Here is a 17,461-nt window from a genome sequence, read left to right as displayed (position 1 = left end):
CGCCCCCCGAGCCCGTGCCTGCGGCGCCCGAGCCGGTGCGGAAGCGGGGGGTCTGGCGGCGGTTGCTGAGGTGGTGGCGGGGGGAGTAGCGGTTCTACGGGGCGCTCTGCGCCAGCGTGCCGAGCACGCGTCCGCTCGCGAACGCGTGCTCCACGCCCGTCACCGGGTCCCTGAACTCCAGTCGCCGTGCGAGCAGTTGGAGGGGGCGGCCGAAGTTGTCGGGCGGGACCGGGGCGGTCACCTCGGGGTAGAGCGGGTCGCCGAGGATGGGTATGCCGAGGGCGTTCAGGTGGACGCGCAGCTGGTGGGTCTGGCCGGTGGCCGGCAGCAGCCGGTAGCGGGCCGATCCGCCCCGGTGCGCGACCAGTTCCACATACGTCTCGGCGTTCGGCTCGCCCTCGACCTCGCGGGCGGCCTGCACCCCGCGCTCCTTCACGATCCGGCTGCGCACGGTGCGGGGGAGGGCCAGTCCGGGGTCGTACGGCGCGACGGCCTCGTACTCCTTGCGCACCCGCCGGTCCCGGAACAGGTTCTGGTACGCGCCGCGCTCCTCGGGCCGTACGGTGAACAGCACCAGCCCCGCCGTCAGCCGGTCCAGGCGGTGTGCGGCGCCCAGCGTCGGGAGGTCCAGCTCGCGGCGCAGCCGGGCCAGCGCGGTCTCGGTGACGTGCGAGCCGCGCGGCGTCGTGGCGAGGAAGTGCGGCTTGTCGGCGACGACGATGTGCGCGTCCCGGTACACCACCTCCACCGGGAACGGCACCGGCACCTCCGCGGGCAGTTCGCGGTGGAACCACACGAACATACCGGGCCGGTACGGCGCGTCCGGCGCCACCGCGCGCCCGTCGGCGCCGACGATCAGCCCCGCGGCGAACATGCTCTCGACCGTCCCGGGCCCGGCCCCCGTCAGCCGCTCCACCAGATGCTCCCGCACCGTGGCCCACGCTCCGTCGTGCGGCAGCCGGACCCGTACGGGATCCACCCCGTCGCGCTGGGGGAGCGGGGCGGGCGGGGGCGGGGTGCGGCGTCTCATCGGGGTCAAGGGTACGAGGTGAGCAGCCCCCCGGCGGGCACAGGCGCGGTCACCCTTCCGCACCCCTGAAGCCGGACGCGATACATCGTGTGCATTGACCATCGCGATGCATACGCGATATGTTCGTCTGCGGATATTCGATATCGAGGACTCCGAGGGGGTGCCATGGCCGTGAAGCGTCGCAAGCTCGGCAATCCGCTGGCGCTCGCCGTCCTGGTGACCCTCTGGCAGAAGCCGATGCATCCGTACGAGATCGCCCAGACCCTGCGCCGCCAGGGAAAGGACACCAGCACGAAGATCAACTACGGCTCGCTCTACACGGTCGTGCAGAACCTCGAAAAACACGGTTTCGTCGAGGTGACCGACGTGGAGCGGCAGGGCAACCGCCCCGAGCGCACGGTGTACGGGCTCACCGAGGCCGGCCGTGCGGAGATGACCGAGTGGTTGTCGGACCTCATGGCCGTCCCGGCGAAGGAGTACCCGATCTTCGCGAGCGCCCTGTCCCTCGTGGGCGCGCTGCACCCCGACGAGGTGGTGCGGCTGCTGGAGGAGCGCCTGGCGAGCCTGGAGTACCAGGCCGCGGCGGCGCGGGGAGGGCTGGAGAAGCTGTACGAGACGCTGCCGAGGCTCTTCCTCGTGGAGACCGAGTACCAGTTGCACATGATCCTGGCGCAGGCGGAGTGGGTCCGCGGCTTCCTGGAGGAGATCAGGAAGGGCTCACTGCCCGGCGTCGAAGCATGGCGGCACTTCCATGAGACGGGGGAGCCGCCCGCGGAACTCACCTGAGAACCCAGCTGAGAAGAGCGACCCCGACGGGCTGTTGCAGCAGCTCCGCCGGGGTCTCGAACCCCGAGACGGACCCGCCGTGCGGCGGCTCCGGGCGATCGAGGTGCGGCACACCCAGGATAGCCCGGCGCTCTCGCACGCGGATCTTCCACATCCGCTCAGTCAGGAGAGCAGTCGTCATGAACACCCGTGCGCCCGCGGTCGAGGCGCGTCAGCTGATCAAGACCTATCCCGGTGATGTCACCGCGCTGGGCGGCATGGACATCACCGTGGCACCCGGCACCGTCTTCGGACTGCTCGGCCCCAACGGCGCCGGCAAGTCCACCACCGTCAAGATCCTCACCACCCTGGCCCGCCCCGACTCCGGCACCGCCACGGTCGCCGGGCACGACGTCCTGCGCCACCCCGACCGGGTGCGCCGCGCGATCGGCGTGGTCGCCCAGCACTCCGGTGCCGACCCGGTCGCGACGGGCCGGGAGAACCTCCGACTCCAGGGCAGGCTCTACGGATTGCGCGGCAGCGCGCTGGAGCGCCGGGTGGACGAGCTGCTGGAGCGGTTCACCCTCGCCGACGCCGCCCGCCGCCCGGTCAAGGGCTACTCCGGCGGCATGCGCCGGCGCCTGGACGTGGCCCTCGGGCTGGTGCACCGGCCCGAGGTGCTCTTCCTCGACGAGCCGACCACGGGGCTGGACCCCGAGGCGCGCGCCGCGATGTGGGAGGAGGTCGGCCGGCTGGCCGGCGAGGAGGGACTGACGATCCTGCTCACCACCCACTATCTGGAGGAGGCCGACCGGCTCGCCGAGCGCGTCGCGATCGTGGACCGGGGGAGGGTCGTGGTCGAGGGCACCCCGGACGCCCTGAAGGGCGAACTGCGCGGGGACGCCGTCCACGTGGAGCTGCGCGAGCCGGTCGGCGAGGGTGGCCGCACCCTGCTCACCGCCGCCCTGACGGCCGTACCCGGCGTGCACGAGGTGCTGTGCGAGGGGCACCGGATCAGCGTGCGCGCCGACGACGGGGCGGCCTCGGTGCCCGCCCTGCTCGCCGCGCTGGACCGCGCCGGGGTGGGCGTCGCCTCGGCCACCGTCGCCCGGCCGTCGCTGGACGACGTCTACCTCCGGCACACCGGCCGCCACTACGCCGGGGCCGACGCGGCGCTCGTGGGCCTCGGGGGAGGTGTGCGATGAGCACCGCCGTCACCCAGACCTGGTACATGACCCAGCGTCAGCTGCGGGTGTTCGCCCGGCAGCCCGCCTACGCCGTCATCACGCTGATCCAGCCGGTGATCTGGCTGTTCCTGTTCGGCAACCTCTTCAAGAAGGTCGTCCGGCTGGGCGGCTTCGGCACCGGCTCCTACCTGGACTACCTGGTGCCGGGCGTGGTCGTGATGAGCGCCCTCGGCGCCAGCATGTGGGCCGGGATGGGCACGCTGGAGGAGATCCAGCGCGGCACCCTCGACCGCTTTCTGACCACCCCGGTCAGCCGGGCCGCGCTGATGAACGGCAACGTCGTCAGCAACGGCCTGGTCACCGCGTTCCAGTCGGTGGTCATCGTGCTGCTCGGCCTGCTCGGCGGCGCGGACTACCCCGGCGGCGTCGGCGGCATCGCGATCCTCGTGCTCGCCTCCGTCCTGCTCGGCACGGTCTTCGGGGCGCTGTCCAACGCGCTCGGCATGATCGTGCGCGAACGGGAGTCCATCATCGGCATCAACACCTTCCTGCTGCTGCCGCTGACCTTCCTCTCCAGCGCCTTCATGGCACCGGCCCAGATGCCCGGCTGGATGCGGCACATCGCCGACTTCAACCCCGTCAACTGGGCCATGGTGGCGGGCCGTTCGGCGATGTCCGAGCACCCTCACTGGGGGGCCGTGCTCGGCCGGGGCGGCGCGCTGCTCGCCCTCGCGGCCGCGGCGGTGTGGCTGTCGATCCGTACCGTCCGCTCCTACCAGCGGTCGGTGTGACGGTTTCCGGGGGCCGGCCGGTGTGCAGATGAAGGGCATGCCGCCCTACGATCTCGCGGACCGACTCGTCGTCGGTGTCGCCTCCAGCGCCCTGTTCGATCTGCGGGAGTCGGACGCCGTCTTCCGCGAGCAGGGCGAGGAGGCCTACCGGGCCTACCAGGAAGCACACGTGGACGACACGCTCCGGCCGGGCGTCGCGTTCGCGTTCATCCGCCGGCTGCTGTCGCTCAACGACCTCGGCGAGCCGGGCGATCCGCTCGTCGAGGTCATCATCCTCTCCCGCAACGACCCCGACACCGGGCTGCGCGTCATGCGCTCGATCCAGGCCCGTGAACTGCCCATCACCCGGGCCGTGTTCATGCAGGGAAGAGCCCCGTACGCGTTCGTCACCGCGCTGAACATGTCCCTGTTCCTGTCGGCGAACGGCGCCGACGTGCGCGAGGCGGTCGCCGCCGGACTGCCGGCCGGGCATGTGCTCGGATCGTCGTACGCGGACGACCCCGCGGACGGGGAACTGCGGATCGCGTTCGACTTCGACGGGGTGCTCGCCGGCGACGCCGCCGAACAGATCTACCAGTCCGGCGGACTGGAGGAGTTCCGCGAGCACGAGACCCGCAACGCGGCGACCCCGCACGACCCGGGGCCGCTGCGCGACTTCCTGGCCGGCGTGAACCGGATACAGCGGCGGGAGGAGGAACGGCGCCGGACCGACCCGGACTACCCGAGCCGGGTGCACGTCTCGCTCGTGACCGCGCGCGCCGCACCGGCGCACGAGCGGGCCGTACGGAGCCTGAAGCAGTGGGGCGTGCGGGTCGACGACGCCTTCTTCCTCGGCGGGATCGAGAAGGGCGCGGTCCTGAAGGTGCTCCGGCCGCACATCTTCTTCGACGACCAGGTGACCCACCTGGAGAGCACGTCACGGACCACGCCCAGCGTGCACATCCCGTTCGGCAGGCTCAACGGGACGGCACCCTGAGCGCGCGGGGCACTACGCGGCCGCCGCCGCGCCGCCCTCCTGCTCGGCCTCGATGCGGGCGTTCCAGTCGCGCTTGGAGGCCTGCCAGCCGTCCTCGTTGTGGCCGAGGCGCCAGTAGCCGGAGATCGACAGGTCCTCGCGCGGGATCTGCTTCTCGACCCGCAGCAGCCGGCGCAGCTCCTTCACGAAGCCCGCCTCGCCGTGCACGAACGCGTGCAGCCGGCCCTCCGGGAAGTCCAGGCCCCGTACGGCCGCGACCAGGGCCTCGCCGACCGGGCGGCCCCCGCGGTGCAGCCAGACGACCGCCGCGTCGGAGTCGATCTTCTGCTCCTCCTCGGGGCCGGAGACCTCCACGAAGACATGCGCGCGGGAGCCGGCGGGCAGCGACTCCAGGGCCCGGGCGATCGCGGGCAGTGCGCTCTCGTCACCGGCGAGCAGATGCCAGTCGGCCTCCGGGTCGGGGGCGTAGGCGCCGCCGGGACCCATGAAGCGCACCGTCTCGCCGGGCCGCACGCGGGCCGCCCAGGGGCCGGCCAGTCCCTCGTCGCCGTGGACGACGAAGTCCAGCGTCAGCTCCCGCAGTTCGGGGTCGAAGGCCCGCACGGTGTAGGTCCGGGTCACCGGCCACTGCTCCCGGGGGAACTCCTCGCGGATCCGCTCCAGGTCGAACGGCTCCGGGTAGGTCACGCCCGCGGGGCCGAACAGCAGCTTCACGTAGTGGTCGGTGCAGGTGTCCGCCGCGAAGTCGGCGAGGCCCTCGCCGCCGAGCACCACACGCTGCATGTGCGGGGTCAGCCGTTCGGTGCGCACCACCTGGGCGGTGCGGGGCTTGCGCGGCTTACGTCCCGGGCGCTCTGCCATCACGGACCTCCTGCGAATTGGTTAGGTTTACCTAAGTTAGCACCTCGCCCTGTGGTCACACCGCTCGTTCGGGAGTGCGATGAGCGCCCTTTGCCAGAAAATTTCGGTCAAGGTCACCGGGCCAGCGTCGTCAGCAGCCGCTGGAGGGAGCCGCCGAGCCCCCACCGCTCGGCCAGCCGCTCCAGCGCCTGCGGGTCGCGCGGGGCGTGCGGCAGCGCCGGGTCGACTTCGGGCAGCGGCACGTCGGCGGCCACCCGCACCACCTTCGGCGCGACCGCGACGTACGGCCGGGCCTCGTCGAGCCGCTTGCGCTGCGACGGCGTGAGCTTCGCCCGCGGGTCGTCCAGCGCCGCCATGATCGCGTCCAGGTCGCCGAACTCGGCGAGCAGCTTGGCCGCCGTCTTCTCGCCGATGCCGGCCACGCCGGGCAGACCGTCGCTGGGGTCGCCGCGCAGCAGGGCCAGATCCGCGTACCCCCGCCCGTCGACGCCGTACTTCTCGCGCAGCACCGACTCGTCGGTCAGCTGGAGCGTGCCGACCCCCTTCAGCGGGTACAGCACCCGGATCCCGCGGGCGTCGTCCACCAGCTGGTACAGATCGCGGTCGCCGGTGACGATGTCCACCGGGCCCGCGGCGCGCGCGGTGAACGTGCCGATGACGTCGTCCGCCTCGTACTCCGCGACGCCGACCCGGGCGATCCCGATCGCGTCCAGGACGTCCTCGATGACCGGCACCTGCGGGGCCAGGGTGTCCGGCACCTCCTCGGTGTCCGGGCCCGCCTCGTGCTCCTCGGCGACCCGGTGCGCCTTGTACGTCGGGATCAGGTCCACCCGCCACTGCGGGCGCCAGTCGGCGTCCATGCAGGCCACGAGCTGATCCGGCCGGTGGTCCTTGACCAGCCGGTCGATGAAGTCGAGCAGTCCGCGCACGGCGTTCACCGGCGTGCCGTCGGGGGCCTTCACGGAGTCCGGGACGCCGAAGTAGGCGCGGAAGTAGAGCGATGCGGTGTCGAGGAGCATGAGTCGTCCGGTCACGCTTCGCATCATGCCGCACACCACTGACAGTCACGCCGAGCCGCACACCACCGAGGATCGCGATCATGTGAGGTGGCCCACTTAAAAGTTTGACCATCTCCTTACCGGGGAGGCGCGGCTTCTGTTCTGTCCCCGATCCGAGAGGTACGCGTGTCAGCCAGGCTTGAGGCGGAGCATCTGTTCAAGGTGTTCGGCAGACGACCGGACGAGGCGGTGGAGCGCCTGCGGCAGGGCGCCGACCGTGAGGAACTGCGCGGCGACGGCACCACTGCCGCCGTGATCGACGCGTCGTTCAGCGTCGGCGAGGGCGAGATCTTCGTCGTCATGGGTCTGTCGGGCTCCGGCAAGTCCACCCTGCTGCGCATGCTCAACGGGCTGCTGGAGCCGACCGCGGGCACCGTGCGCTACGACGGCCAGGACCTGACCGCGCTCACCGACCGCGCCCTGCGCGAGGTCCGCTCCAGGAAGATCAGCATGGTCTTCCAGCACTTCGCGCTCTTCCCGCACCGCAGCGTCCGCGACAACGCCGCCTACGGCCTGGAAGTGCAGGGCGTGCCCCGCGCCGAGCGCGAGCGCCGCGCCGACGAGGCGCTCGCCCTGTGCGGCCTGGCCGGCTGGGAGAAGTCCTGGCCGGACGAGCTGTCCGGCGGAATGCAGCAGCGCGTCGGCCTCGCCCGCGCCCTCGCCACCGACGCCGACCTGCTGCTCATGGACGAGTCCTTCAGCGCCCTGGACCCGCTGATCCGCCGCGACATGCAGGACCAGCTCCTCGAACTGCAGAAGACCCTGAAGAAGACCATCGTCTTCATCACGCACGACCTCAACGAGGCGATGCGCCTCGGCGACCGCATCGCCGTGATGCGCGACGGCCGGATCGTGCAGACCGGCACCGCCGAGGACATCCTGCTGCGCCCCGCGAACGACTACGTCGCCTCCTTCATCCAGGACGTCGACCGCTCCCGCGTGCTGACCGCCGCCGCCGTCATGGACACCGACCTGCGCGGCGACGAGGCCGACTGCGCCTGCGAGACCGCGACGACCGACACGCCCTTCACCGAGCTGTGCGCCCTCAGCGCGCGCGTGCCCCACGCGGTCGCCGTCCTCGGCACGGACCGCCGCACCCTGGTCGGCGTCGTGCCCCGCCGGCGCCTCGTCGGCTTCCTCGGCGACGAGGACGCCGAGCCGACACCCTGCGAGAACGAAGGCGGCGACGAAGGCGACAGGGACGGGAAGCAGGTGATCAGCCGTGCCTAGGATCCACCTCGGCGACTGGGTCGACTCCGGCGTCAACTGGCTGGTCGACCACCTCTCCTGGCTCTTCGACGCCGTCAAGGCCGTCATGGAGGGCATGTACAACGGCATCGACGCCGTCCTCGGCGCGCCCCAGCCGCTGCTCATGGCCGGCATCCTCGCCGTCCTCGCCTGGTGGCTGCGCGGCCTCGTCGCCGGCGTCCTCGCCTTCGCCGGATTCGCGCTGGTCGACTCGCTCCAGCTGTGGGACCAGGCCATGTCGACGCTCGCCCTGGTCCTCGTGGCGACCGTGCTCGCGCTCGTGATCTCCGTCCCGCTGGGCATCTGGGCCGCCCGCTCCAAGGCGGTCGGTGCGGCCCTGCGGCCCGTCCTGGACCTGCTCCAGACGATGCCGTCGATGGTCCTGCTGATCCCGGCCATGCTCTTCTTCGGCCTCGGCACCGCCGCCGGTGTCGTCGCCACCCTGATCTTCGCGCTCGCGCCCGGCGTCCGCATGACCGAGCTGGGCATCCGCCAGGTCGACGCCGACCTGGTCGAGGCCGCCGAGGCGTTCGGCACCACCCCGCGCGACATCCTGTTCCGCGTCCAGCTGCCGCTCGCCCTGCCGACCATCATGGCCGGCGTCAACCAGGTGATCATGCTGGGCCTGTCCATGGTCGTCATCGCCGGCATGGTCGGCACCGGCGGCCTCGGCGGCGCCGTCAACGAGGCCATCGGCCAGCTCGACATCGGCTACGGCTTCGAGGCGGGCGTCGGCATCGTCGTCCTCGCCATCTACCTCGACCGGATCACCGGCGCCCTCGGCACCCAGCTCTCCCCGCAGGGCCGCAGGGCCCTCGCCAAGGCCCCCACGCGCGCGTGGTCGTACCGCCCGCGCCCGGTCGTCGCCGTCGCCGGTGTGGTCGTCCTCGCCCTCGTCGCGGGCGGCCTCGGGATCTTCGGCTCCTCCTCCGGCTCCTCCGCGGAGGCCTCCGGCACGAACGTCGGCAAGGGCAAGCAGATCACGATCGGCTACATCCCCTGGGACGAGGGCGTCGCCTCCACCTTCCTCTGGAAGGAGATCCTGGAGGAACGCGGCTTCAAGGTCACCACCACCCAGTACGCCGCCGGCCCCCTCTACACCGGCCTCGCCACCGGCCAGCTCGACTTCGAGACCGACTCCTGGCTGCCCACCACGCACGCCGAGTACTGGAAGAAGTACGGCAAGCAGCTCGACGACCTCGGCTCCTGGTTCGGCCCCACCTCCCTGGAGCTGACCGTCCCCTCGTACGTGAAGGACGTGAACTCGCTGGCGGACCTGAAGGCCCACGCCGCCGAGTTCGGCGGGAAGATCGTCGGCATCGAGCCCAGCGCGGGCGAGATGAGCCTGCTCAAGAGCAAGGTCCTCAAGGCGTACGGCCTCGACGGCACCTACCAGGTGATCGACGGCTCCACCCCGGCCATGCTCGCCGAGCTGAAGCGCGCCTACGCCAGGAAGCAGCCGGTCGTCGTCACCCTGTGGTCCCCGCACTGGGCCTACAGCGACTACGACCTGAAGAAGCTGAAGGACCCGCAGGGCGCCTGGGGCAAGGGCGACGGCGTGCACACCCTGACCCGCAAGGGCTTCACCCGGGACAACCCCGAGGTGGGGAAGTGGCTGAAGAACTTCTCGATGACCGAGAAGCAGCTCACGAGCCTGGAGTCGCAGGTCCAGCAGGCCGGCAAGGGCAAGGAGCAGGACGCCGTGCGCTCCTGGCTGCGCGCCCACCCCGACCTGGTCGACAGGTGGGCCCCGGTCGCCGGGCAGGGGGCCGGGAGCCGGGCGGCCGGGTGACCTGACCGGTCCGGACCGCCCACCCGAGGGGCGGGGCCCGCCGCACGCTGTGTCGAGCGTCCGGCGGGCCCCGCCCCTCGCGCATGCGCGAGGGCACGCGCGTACGGAAAGGATCCGGCCAATCACGGAACGTGACGTCCCTGGGCCCGGGCCGGCGCTCCCGACCCAGCTCGTCGGCATATTCACCACGGGCCGGGGCACCTCCGCGACCGGCCGGGAGAACCCGACAATCTGGCGTGAACCGTAAGGGTGGGGGTGTGCGGACCGGACAGGGATGTGGCAGGCGCGTGAAACGGTTTGCCGAACATGCGTAGGGTGCAGAGAAGTCATCAGAAGAGTCCGCGGCACGACGAGCGAGGGAGGGAGCCGGAGCGATGGGCGACCACAAAGAGCAACAGCCCGTGCGAGTGGGCGCGGCCGTCCGGCGACGCCGCCGCTCGCTGGAACTGACCCTCGCCGCCGTGGCCGAGCGCAGCGGCCTGTCCGTGCCCTTCCTCAGCCAGGTCGAGAACGACCGGGCCCGCCCGAGCCGCACCTCCCTGGAGAAGCTGGCCGACGCCCTGCGCACCACCGCCGTCGAACTCCTCGCCGCCGCCGACCCCGCCGCCAGCGTGGACGTCGTGCGCGCCGAGCCGGCCGCCGAGGGCGACTTCGAGCCCCGCACCCGCGCCCTGGTCCGTGGCCACCACCAGCTGCACGCCTCCGAGATCACCGGCGACCACGAGGCGGGCCGCGAGTTCCAGCACCGCAACGACGAGCTGATGTACGTCGCCGACGGCGCGGTGGAGATCGAGGCCGAGGGCCGCGCGTACCGCCTCGGCCGCGGCGACACCCTCTACCTGACCGGTGGGGTACGGCACCGCTGGCGGGCTACGGTCCCGGACACCCGGGTGATCGTGGTGGCGGTGGCGGAACACATCGAGGCCATGCAGGACCGGCCCCGTTGACGAGGGTCGTCTCCCTCGTCCCGTCCCTCACCGAAGCGGTCGCCGCGACCCTGCCCGGCGTCCTCGCCGGCGCCACCGACTGGTGCGTCCGGCCGGCCGGCCTGGACGTCACCCGGATCGGCGGTACGAAGAACCCCCGCCTCGACCGGATCCTCGCCCTCGCCCCCGACCTGGTGATCGCCAACGAGGAGGAGAACCGCGCCCCCGACCTCGACGCCCTGCGCGCGGCCGGCCTGGACGTGCTGGTCACCGAGGTGCGCGCGGTGCCGCAGGCCTTCGCGGAGCTGGCCCGGGTGCTCGCCGCGTGCGGTGCGCCCACGCGCCCGCGCTGGCTCGCGGAGGCGGAATCGGCCTGGAGCGCGCTGCCGGAGCCGGCCCGGCGCAGGACCGCCGTCGTACCGGTCTGGCGCCGGCCCTGGATGGTCCTCGGCCGGGACACCTTCGCGGGCGACGTCCTGGCCCGGCTCGGCGTGGACCACGTCCACGCCGGTCACCCGGACCGCTATCCCCGCGTCCCCCTGGCGGAGTTGCGCGCGGCGGCCCCGGACCTGGTGGTGCTGCCCGACGAGCCCTACCGCTTCACCGCCGACGACGGCCCTGAGGCCTTCCCCGGCCTGCCCTGCGCCCTGGTCAGCGGACGGCACCTGACGTGGTACGGCCCGTCGCTGGCCGAAGCGCCACGGGTGCTGGGCGAGGCGCTGCGAGCAACTCACCGCTGAGCAGGCCGCGTACGGTCCCGGCGACGGCGGCCAGCCAGGCGGTGACCAGGACGGCGTACAGGCACACGGCCAGGGCGTCGTAGAACGCGAGGCCCGTGTGCCGGTCGAGCACCGCGGCGCCGGTGACACACGTGCCCACCGGGAAGGTGAACGCCCACCAGGTCATCGCGAACCCCATGCCCCGGCGCCGGGCCCGCACCACATGCGCGACCGAGAGCGCCAGCCACAGCAGCGCGAAGCCCATCACGGGCACGCCGTAGAGCACGGAGAGGACGTCGAGACCGCGGTCGTAGGGGGCCGGTACGACGCCGGGAGCCGCGTCCGCGATCTTGCCGACCGCGGTCGTGGACTGCCCGAGCGGGCCCAGGACCAGGAACAGGGTCGGGGTCAGCGCGAGCGGCAGCGGGTCCGGGCCGATCACCCGGGCGAAGACGAGCGGCAGCATCACCAGCGTCGCGAACAGGCTCAGCCCGAACATCGCGAAGCAGGCCAGCAGCAGGGTCTCCCGGGGCTGCCCCGGCGGCAGGTGCGGCACGAGCAGCGGGCCGAGCGCGGCCGACACCATCGGCGCGACCAGCGGCAGCAGCCACACCGGGGTCGCCTGCGCGGGCTCGACGCGATGGCGTACGGCCATCAGGTACGGCACGGCCACGGCGGCCACGAGCCCGACCGCCGTACCGGCCGTGAACAGCACGGTGTCCAGCGCCACGGCCGTCCGCGTGCCGATCAGGGGCTGTCCGGCGGTCATGGCACCGCCGCCGACCGCCAGCAGCCCCATGGCCAGGCAGCCGTAGAAGGGCGCCATGCCGGGGTCGAGCAGATGCGCCCGGGCCTGGTCGCGGTGGCGGGTCCAGTGCAGGGCGCGGGCCGCCAGCAGGGCCGTCAGAGCGAGCAGGGACAGCGCCCAGACTCCCGCGAGCGCACCGCTGCGCACCGCCCCGTGGCCGGGCAGCGCGACGCCGGCCGAGCCGACGATGGCGGTGCCCATGACGGCGGCGTACCAGTTCGGCCCGAGGTGCCGCAGACGGGCGGCGTGCAGGGCGGAGGGGGCGGACGAGGGATGGGCTGCGATGACCATGACCCCACCGTCCCGCCGGGATCCGCCCCTGACCAGGGAGTTCCTCCCTATGAGGGCATAAGCTGGTCTTATGAGCGAGGTGTCTTATGGCTGAGGCGGAGGGGCGGCACGAGCGCACGGCGTCCCTGGCGCACCGGGTGCCGGACCTGGCCGCGCTGGAACTGCTGCTGGCGGTGGCCCGGCTGGGCAGTCTCGGCGCGGCGGCACGCGAGGTCGGCATCACCCAGCCCGCCGCCAGCAGCCGGATCCGCTCCATGGAACGGCAGTTGGGGGTGGCCCTGGTCGACCGCTCGCCGCGCGGCTCCCGGCTCACCGACGCCGGGGCCCTCGTGACGGACTGGGCCCGCCGGGTGGTGGAGGCGGCGGCCGCCTTCGACGCGGGCGCGCGGGCGCTGCGGGACCGACGGGACTCGCGCCTCAGGGTCGCGGCGAGCATGACCATCGCCGAGTACCTGCTGCCCGGCTGGCTCCTCGCCCTGCACGCCGAACGCCCCGACACGGCCGTCTCGTTGCTCGCGGGCAACTCCACGAAGGTGGCGGAACTGCTGCTGTCCGGCGAGGCGGACCTCGGCTTCGTGGAGGGGCTGACGGTGCCGAGCGGCCTGGACGCGACGGTCATCGCCCGCGACCGGCTGATCGTCGTCACGGCCCCCGGCCACCCCTGGGCCCGCCGCCGGCGCCCGCTCACGGCACGGGAGCTGGCCGGGACCCCGCTGATCCTGCGCGAGCGGGGCTCCGGCACCCGGCAGGTCCTCGACGCGGCACTCGGCGGCCTCGCCCGCCCCCTGATCGAGCTGTCCTCCACCACGGCGGTCAAGGCGTCGGCGGTCAGCGGAGCGGGCCCCTCGGTCCTCAGCGAGCTGGTGGTGGGGGAGGAGCTGGCGATGCGGCGACTGGTCAGCATTCCGGTGGAGGGAGTCTCGTTGCAGCGGGATCTGCGGGCGGTCTGGCCGACGGGCCACCGACCGACGGGCCCCGCACGGGAGTTGCTGTCGCTGACGCGGGGGTGAGGGGCGGCGCCCGAAGGGGTGCGGGGAACCGCGCGGCGGAGAAAACCCTTGGCCGGCCGCTCCGCCCGCCCGGCAGCATGTCCCGCATGACCCTCACCGCCCCGCCCGCCACCGGCGTCCGCACCCCCTGGGAAGAGCTCCCGGCCTCGGTCCGGCGCGCCGTCGGCGAGACGCTCGGCGCACCGGTCGTGCGCGCCGAGACGCAGAACGGCGGCTTCTCGCCCGGCGTCGCCGCGCGCGTGCGCACCGCCGCGGGCGGCACGGGCTTCGTCAAGGCGGTGAGCGCCGAGGCCAACCCGCACAGCCCCGGCCTGCACCGCCGGGAGGCCCGGGTCGCCGCCGCGCTCCCGGTCGTCGTGCCCGCACCCCGGCTGCTCGGGACGTACGACGACGGCACCTGGGTGGCGCTGGTCTTCGAGGAGGTGGAGGGACGCCAGCCGCATGTGCCCTGGCGGCCGGACGAGCTGCGCCGGGTGCTCGACGCCGTGACCGTGCTCGCCCGCACCGGCACCCCGTGCCCGCTCGACGTCCCGCCCGTCGCCGAGGACCTGGCCGAGGCCTTCAGCGGCTGGCGCCGGCTCCTCGACGGCGAGGCCGGCGGTGTCGGCGACGTGCGCGACCGGCTCGGCGCGTGGACCGCCGGCCACCTGCCCGAGCTCGCCGCGCTGGAGGCCCGCTGGCCCGAGGGCGCATCGGGGGACACCCTGGTCCATGCCGACCTGCGCGCGGACAACGTGCTGCTCACGGCCGACGGGAAAGTGGCCTTCGTGGACTGGCCGCACGCGATGCGCGCCGCGCCCTGGTTCGACCTGCTCGTCATGCTGCCGTGCGTGCGGGCGCAGGGCGGCCCGGATCCCGAGGAACTGTTCACCGCGCATCCGCTGGGCCGGGCCGCCGACCCGGACGCCGTGACCGCCGCACTCGCCGCTCTCACGGGCTTCTTCCTGCGCAGCTCCCTGAACCCGTCCCCGCCCGGCCTGCCCACCCTGCGCGCCTTCCAGCGCGCCCAGGGGGACGCGGCGTCGGCCTGGCTCAGGCGGCGGCTGCCGCTGTGACGAGGGCCCGCATCACCCGCGGGTCCTCGTCCATCTCCGGGTGCCACTGCACCCCGAGCACCCACCCGTCGGCCGACGGCAGTTCCAGTGCCTCGACCGTGCCGTCCGTCGCGTACGCCGAGGCGACCAGGCCCCGGCCGAGCCGGTCGACGGCCTGGTGGTGGTAGGTCGGTACGGCGGTCTCCTCCGGGACGATGCCGGCGTAGCGCGTGCCGGGTACCGGCTTGACCGGATGGCGGCCGAAGACGCCGACCGCCTCCGTGTGCCCGTCGAGATGCTGGACGAGCGTGCCGCCGAGGGCGACGTTCAGCAGCTGCATGCCCCGGCAGATCCCGAGCAGCGGTACGTCCGCCGCCAGCGCCGCGTCGATCAGCGCCAGCTCCCAGGCGTCCCGCTCCGGCGCGGGCGGCCCCGTGCGCGGCGAGCGCTCCGCGCCGTAGCGGGCGGGGTCCACGTCCGGGCCGCCGGCGACGACCAGCCCGTCCACCCGGGCCACCGCCTCCGCCGCGCGCGCGGGCGCGTCCGGCGGCAGCATGCAGGCCAGTCCGCCGGCCCGCTGGACCAGCCGCGGATAACCGGCCGCCAGCAGCACCGCGTCCAGCTCCCACACGCCCCAGCGTGCCCCGGACTCCAGATACGTGCTGATCCCGATCAGCGGTCGTACGGTCGCCATATCGCCCTCCCCGGACGCTAAAGGTTCACTGACACACCTTTACAGCAGCTGTCGTTACGCCAGGAAGCCCCGCAGCAGCGCGGCCGTCCCGGCGCAGTGCTCGCGCATCATCTCCCGTGCCCCGTCCGCGTCCCCGTCCAGCACCGCCTCCACCAGCGCGGTGTGCTGCCGCTGGGAGTGCTCCAGGTTGCGCACCAGCAGCGGGATGCAGTCGAGCAGGTCGTTGACCGTGGCCCGCACCGCCGCGTACTGCGCCGTCAGGGAGGGGGAGCCGCACAGTTCGGCCAGCGTCAGGTGCAGCAGCGTGTCCAGGCGCCGGTAGTCGGCGAGCGGGGCGTCGTGCGTGCGGGCCAGTGCCTCGCGCAGCCGGTCCGCCTGCTCCTGTGCCAGCCCGTGCGCCGCGCACAGGCCGGCCGCGCCCACCTCCAGCACCTCGCGGAAGCGCAGCACGTCCTCGATGTCGACCTCGGTGATCCGCCGCCGCAGCTCGTCCTCGCCGCCGGCGTCCGAACGGGGCAGCACGAACGTTCCGCCGTACCGGCCGCGCCGCGCCTCCACCAGTCCCTGGTCCTGGAGCACCTTCAGCACCTCGCGCAGCGTCACCCGGCTGATCCCGAGCCGCTCCGCCAGCTCCCGCTCGGCCGGCAGCCGCTCCCCGCCCGGCACCAGGCCGAGCCGCACGACCTGGAGGATCTGCTCCAGCGCCTCCTCGAAGCCGTTGCCCGCCCGCACCGGCCGCAGTACCGGAGCGAGCCGGTCTCCCACCCCCTGCGCGTCACTCTCCCAGGACATCCGGCCGTACCCCCTTCCCAAGCAATGGTTCTGAGCAATACCTTATGGCTCTTGGCCCGGCCGAAAAAGCGCGAAGGCGCCGCTCTCGAACGCGAAGGCGCCGAAGGAGGCTCTCCCGTGGCAGACCGCACACCCCCGCTCAGTGTCGAGGAACTGCACGCCCTCGTCGCGAGCGGTGAGATCGACACTGTCGTCCTGGCCTTCCCCGACATGCAAGGGCGGCTCCAGGGCAAGCGGTTCGCCGCCCGCTTCTTCCTCGACGAGGTCCTGCACCACGGCACCGAGGGCTGCAACTACCTCCTCGCCGTCGACACCGAGATGAACACCGTCGACGGCTATGCGATGTCCTCCTGGGAGCGCGGCTACGGCGACTTCGCCATGCGCCCCGACCTCACCACCCTGCGCCGCATCCCCTGGCACCCCGGCACCGCCCTGCTCGTCGCCGACCTCACCTGGAACGACGCCTCCCCGGTCGTCGCCGCGCCCCGCCAGATCCTGCGCCGCCAGCTGGACCGGCTCGCCGACCTCGGCTACACCGCACAGGTCGGCACCGAGCTGGAGTTCATCGTCTTCAAGGACAGCTACGAGGCGGCCTGGGACGCGGGCTACCAGGGGCTCACCCCGGTCAACCAGTACAACGTCGACTACTCCATCCTCGGCACCGGCCGCGTCGAACCCCTGCTGCGCCGGCTGCGCAACGACATGGCGGGCGCGGGCCTCACCGTCGAGTCCGCCAAGGGCGAGTGCAACCCCGGCCAGCACGAGATCGCCTTCCGCTACGACGAGGCCCTCGTCACCTGCGACCAGCACGCCCTGTACAAGACGGGCGCCAAGGAGATCGCCGCCCAGGAGGGCGTCTCGCTCACCTTCATGGCCAAGTACAACGAGCGCGAGGGCAACTCCTGCCACATCCACCTCTCGCTCGCCGACGCCGACGGGAACAACGCCATGGCCGACGGCGACGGCATGTCCGACGTCATGCGGCACTTCCTCGCCGGACAGCTCGCCGCCCTGCGCGAGTTCTCGCTCCTGTACGCCCCGAACATCAACTCCTACAAGCGGTTCCAGCCGGGCTCCTTCGCCCCCACCGCCGTCGCCTGGGGCCACGACAACCGCACCTGCGCGCTGCGTGTGGTCGGGCACGGCCGCTCGCTGCGCTTCGAGAACCGTCTGCCCGGCGGGGACGTCAACCCCTACCTCGCCGTCGCCGGACTCGTCGCGGCCGGCCTGTACGGCATCGAGCAGAAGCTGGAACTGCCCGAGCCCTGCCCCGGCAACGCCTACACCGCGGACTTCGAGCACGTCCCGACCACCCTGCGCGAGGCCGCCGAGCTGTGGGAGAACAGCCCGATCGCCAAGGCCGCCTTCGGCGACGAGGTCGTGGCCCACTACCGCAACATGGCGCGCGTCGAGCTGGCGGCCTTCGACGCCGCGGTCACCGACTGGGAGCTGCGCCGCTCCTTCGAACGCCTGTGAACC

General features: G+C 72.9%; 17 protein-coding genes. 11 read left to right on the top strand and 6 right to left on the bottom strand.

Going from position 1 to position 17,461, the window contains the following annotated elements:
- Positions 1-94: 94 nt before the first annotated feature.
- Positions 95-1,030, bottom strand: coding sequence for a pseudouridine synthase (locus ACFC8N_RS20870; protein ID WP_376288979.1), 936 nt, complete (start codon positions 1,028-1,030; stop codon positions 95-97).
- 165 nt (positions 1,031-1,195) lie between these two features.
- Here ACFC8N_RS20870 and ACFC8N_RS20865 point away from each other — a divergent pair, with 165 nt between their 5' ends.
- From ACFC8N_RS20865 to ACFC8N_RS20850, 4 genes are all read left to right on the top strand, one after another.
- Positions 1,196-1,816, top strand: coding sequence for a PadR family transcriptional regulator (locus ACFC8N_RS20865; RefSeq protein WP_356022319.1), 621 nt, complete (start codon positions 1,196-1,198; stop codon positions 1,814-1,816).
- 179 nt (positions 1,817-1,995) lie between these two features.
- Positions 1,996-3,000: an ATP-binding cassette domain-containing protein gene (locus ACFC8N_RS20860; protein ID WP_376288977.1), complete on the top strand. Its 1,005-nt coding sequence runs from the start codon at positions 1,996-1,998 to the stop codon at positions 2,998-3,000.
- On the top strand, positions 2,997-3,773 hold the full coding sequence (locus tag ACFC8N_RS20855) for an ABC transporter permease (protein ID WP_376288975.1): 777 nt from the start codon (positions 2,997-2,999) through the stop codon (positions 3,771-3,773). The genes ACFC8N_RS20860 and ACFC8N_RS20855 overlap by 4 nt, the downstream gene beginning before the upstream one ends.
- Positions 3,774-3,810: 37 nt before the next feature.
- On the top strand, positions 3,811-4,749 hold the full coding sequence (locus ACFC8N_RS20850; RefSeq protein WP_356022311.1) for a 5'-nucleotidase: 939 nt from the start codon (positions 3,811-3,813) through the stop codon (positions 4,747-4,749).
- Between the two features lie 12 nt (positions 4,750-4,761).
- Here ACFC8N_RS20850 and ACFC8N_RS20845 read toward each other — a convergent pair whose 3' ends face one another.
- Together ACFC8N_RS20845 and ACFC8N_RS20840 are read right to left on the bottom strand one after the other, a co-directional pair.
- A complete protein-coding gene (locus tag ACFC8N_RS20845) occupies positions 4,762-5,610 on the bottom strand; it encodes a siderophore-interacting protein (RefSeq protein ID WP_376288973.1) in 849 nt (282 codons plus the stop codon).
- Between the two features lie 113 nt (positions 5,611-5,723).
- Positions 5,724-6,653, bottom strand: a complete 930-nt coding sequence (locus ACFC8N_RS20840; RefSeq protein ID WP_356022683.1) for a 5'-3' exonuclease — start codon at positions 6,651-6,653, stop codon at positions 5,724-5,726.
- Between the two features lie 141 nt (positions 6,654-6,794).
- On the opposite strand from ACFC8N_RS20840, the gene ACFC8N_RS20835 reads away from it, so the two are divergent.
- From ACFC8N_RS20835 to ACFC8N_RS20820, 4 genes are all read left to right on the top strand, one after another.
- A complete protein-coding gene (locus ACFC8N_RS20835; protein ID WP_356022306.1) occupies positions 6,795-7,898 on the top strand; it encodes a glycine betaine/L-proline ABC transporter ATP-binding protein in 1,104 nt (367 codons plus the stop codon).
- Positions 7,891-9,708, top strand: coding sequence for an ABC transporter permease/substrate binding protein (locus tag ACFC8N_RS20830; protein ID WP_376288972.1), 1,818 nt, complete (start codon positions 7,891-7,893; stop codon positions 9,706-9,708). The genes ACFC8N_RS20835 and ACFC8N_RS20830 overlap by 8 nt, the downstream gene beginning before the upstream one ends.
- 374 nt (positions 9,709-10,082) lie before the next feature.
- On the top strand, positions 10,083-10,655 hold the full coding sequence (locus ACFC8N_RS20825) for an XRE family transcriptional regulator (RefSeq protein WP_356022302.1): 573 nt from the start codon (positions 10,083-10,085) through the stop codon (positions 10,653-10,655).
- The gene (locus ACFC8N_RS20820) at positions 10,652-11,374 is read left to right on the top strand and encodes a helical backbone metal receptor (protein ID WP_376288971.1); all 723 of its coding nucleotides are present in this window, start codon (positions 10,652-10,654) and stop codon (positions 11,372-11,374) included. The genes ACFC8N_RS20825 and ACFC8N_RS20820 overlap by 4 nt, the downstream gene beginning before the upstream one ends.
- Here ACFC8N_RS20820 and ACFC8N_RS20815 read toward each other — a convergent pair.
- Entirely contained in the window at positions 11,286-12,452 is a 1,167-nt protein-coding gene (locus ACFC8N_RS20815; RefSeq protein WP_376288970.1) for a TDT family transporter, read from the bottom strand. The two genes, ACFC8N_RS20820 and ACFC8N_RS20815, sit on opposite strands and share 89 nt — an antisense overlap.
- An 86-nt stretch (positions 12,453-12,538) precedes the next feature.
- Here ACFC8N_RS20815 and ACFC8N_RS20810 point away from each other — a divergent pair, with 86 nt between their 5' ends.
- Together ACFC8N_RS20810 and ACFC8N_RS20805 are read left to right on the top strand one after the other, a co-directional pair.
- Positions 12,539-13,462 carry a LysR family transcriptional regulator gene (locus tag ACFC8N_RS20810; RefSeq protein ID WP_356022208.1) on the top strand — a complete coding sequence of 308 codons (924 nt, stop codon included), beginning with the start codon at positions 12,539-12,541 and terminating at the stop codon, positions 13,460-13,462.
- 86 nt (positions 13,463-13,548) lie between these two features.
- Positions 13,549-14,517 carry an aminoglycoside phosphotransferase family protein gene (locus ACFC8N_RS20805; RefSeq protein ID WP_356022206.1) on the top strand — a complete coding sequence of 323 codons (969 nt, stop codon included), beginning with the start codon at positions 13,549-13,551 and terminating at the stop codon, positions 14,515-14,517.
- Here the strand turns inward: ACFC8N_RS20805 and ACFC8N_RS20800 are convergent.
- Positions 14,495-15,190, bottom strand: a complete 696-nt coding sequence (locus ACFC8N_RS20800; protein WP_362819243.1) for a gamma-glutamyl-gamma-aminobutyrate hydrolase family protein — start codon at positions 15,188-15,190, stop codon at positions 14,495-14,497. The genes ACFC8N_RS20805 and ACFC8N_RS20800 overlap by 23 nt on opposite strands.
- A 54-nt stretch (positions 15,191-15,244) precedes the next feature.
- Positions 15,245-15,982: an FCD domain-containing protein gene (locus tag ACFC8N_RS20795; RefSeq protein ID WP_356022201.1), complete on the bottom strand. Its 738-nt coding sequence runs from the start codon at positions 15,980-15,982 to the stop codon at positions 15,245-15,247.
- 117 nt (positions 15,983-16,099) lie between these two features.
- Here ACFC8N_RS20795 and ACFC8N_RS20790 point away from each other — a divergent pair, with 117 nt between their 5' ends.
- Positions 16,100-17,458 carry a glutamine synthetase family protein gene (locus ACFC8N_RS20790; protein WP_376288969.1) on the top strand — a complete coding sequence of 453 codons (1,359 nt, stop codon included), beginning with the start codon at positions 16,100-16,102 and terminating at the stop codon, positions 17,456-17,458.
- The last annotated feature ends 3 nt before the right edge of the window (positions 17,459-17,461 follow it).

The organism is Streptomyces sp. NPDC055966 (assembly GCF_042269865.1).
Taxonomy (GTDB): Bacteria; Actinomycetota; Actinomycetes; order Streptomycetales; family Streptomycetaceae; genus Streptomyces.
The sequence above is the reverse complement of the archived record's forward strand: the minus strand, read 5'-3'. Positions and strand labels throughout refer to the sequence as shown.